This is a genomic window from Rhodococcus sp. R1101 (assembly GCF_000278445.1).
In the GTDB taxonomy this organism is placed as follows: Bacteria; Actinomycetota; Actinomycetes; order Mycobacteriales; family Mycobacteriaceae; genus Rhodococcus; species Rhodococcus gordoniae.
On the sequence record NZ_AJVB01000605.1, the window covers coordinates 1 to 1,994 of the forward strand.

Sequence of the window (1,994 nt, forward strand, 5' to 3'; positions counted from 1 at the left end):
CGCGACCCCGGAGCCAGCGTGGTCTTCACCCACGGCTTGCTCCGCAGCCCCTTCTCGACCGCCTTCTTCGCGAGCAGCGCCGCGCCGATCATCACCGACGGGTTCGACGTGTTCGTGCACGACGTGATCGCCGCGATCACCACGTGGCCGTTGTCGAGTTCGAACTCGTCGCCGTCGCCGATCCGCACCGGGACCTTCTTCGACGGCGGCGCCGAGGTATCGGCATCGTCGGGTACGGGCTCGCGCGGCTCGTCGCGGGAGTCCTCGCTGCGCACCGACACCGGATCGCTGGCAGGGAACGATTCGAGCACGCCCTCGTCGACACCCGAATCCTGGACGCGGGAGACGACGTCGGGCACCTCCTCACCGTTGAGCAGCGAGGTCACCGCCTTGGGCGTGAGCGCGACCGGAATGCGGTCCTGCGGTCGCTTCGGGCCGGCGACGGACGGGCGGACCTTCGCCAGATCCAGTTCGACGACCTCGCTGTACTCGGGCTCGCGATCCGGGTCGTGCCACAGACCCTGTTCCTTCGCATACGCCTCGACGAGACGGATCTGCCGGTCGTCGCGGCCAGTGAGGCGCAGGTAGTCGAGGGTGACGTCGTCGATCGGGAAGATCGAGATCGTCGAGCCGTACTCCGGGCTCATGTTGCCGATGGTCGCGCGGTTGGCGAGCGGCACGTTGGCCACGCCGGGACCGAAGAACTCGACGAACTTGCCGACCACGCCTGTCTTGCGGAGCATCTCGGCGACGGTGAGCACGAGGTCGGTCGCCGTCGTGCCTTCCGTCAGCTCGCCGGTGAGCTTGAAGCCGACGACCTGCGGGATCAACATCGACGCGGGCTGGCCCAGCATCGCCGCTTCGGCTTCGATACCACCGACACCCCAGCCGACCACGCCGAGGCCGTTGACCATGGGGGTGTGCGAGTCGGTGCCGACGAGCGAATCGGGATAGGCGACGAGCCCGCCGTCCCCGTCCTCCCGCGTGAAGACGACGCGGGCCAGGTACTCGAGGTTCACCTGATGGCAGATGCCGGTGCCGGGCGGAACCACCTTGAAATCGTCGAAGGCACCCTGCGCCCAGCGCAGCAGCTCGTAGCGTTCACGATTGCGCTGGAACTCGAGATCGGTGTTGACCCGGAAGGCGTCCTCGGTGCCGAAGACATCGGCGATCACCGAATGGTCGATGACGAGTTCGGTGGGAATCAGAGGGTTGATGCGCTTCGGGTCGCCGCCCTGCTGCGTCATGGCGTCGCGCATCGCGACGAGGTCCACGACGCACGGCACGCCGGTGAAGTCCTGCATGAGGACGCGCGCCGGGGAGAACTGGATCTCCGGGTTGTGCGTCGACTTCGGATCCCATCCCGCGACCGCTTCGATCTGCTCCCGGGTGACGAGACGCCCGTCCTCGGTGCGCAGCAGGTTCTCCAACAGGACCTTGAGGCTGTACGGCAGTCGCTCCGAGCCCGGGACCCTGTCGATGCGATAGATCCGATAGTCGGTGTCGTCGACCTTCAGGGTGTCGCGTGCGCCGAAACTGTCGTCACTCATGAACGTGCCTCCCGACTGCGATGTTTCCGGTGGTTACCCGGATGGGTAGCCCGTTCCGCTGTGCGGCAATCACCGGGTGGATTCAGGCGCCCCGGACACCGGCAGAGGGCGACTCGATAGCGACGCGCGAAACGGTCATCGGTGCGCGTTATTGCGCGCTCCGATGACCAGTTCGCGCCCGTGGTCCGGGGTGCTGTGAGAGCGCTTCGGGAGTGTGTAACGCGGGCGGCGGCACACGCGACACCCATACGGTCATTCCATACAGAACGGACATTGCAGTGAACCTGTTCGCCGGCTCGCAGCCGCGTCATTCTCGGCCTGCCCTGAGCCGACGAGCACGGATCGCTGCGCACAGTCCGCTGTGGTGGGAGGCGCGATATCTCGGAGGATTCGACGACCCGCGGTCATAAGCCGCCACTTCGCCCTCCTCTCATCCCGCCCACA

At 66.7% G+C, this 1,994-nt stretch carries 1 protein-coding gene; it reads right to left on the minus strand.

Translation table 11 applies throughout. The features are described from left to right. Window positions 1–1,550: aconitate hydratase (locus R1101_RS0122225; protein WP_016935427.1), on the minus strand; the 1,550-nt coding region annotated here is incomplete at its 3' end. Window positions 1,551–1,994: the final 444 nt, after the last annotated feature.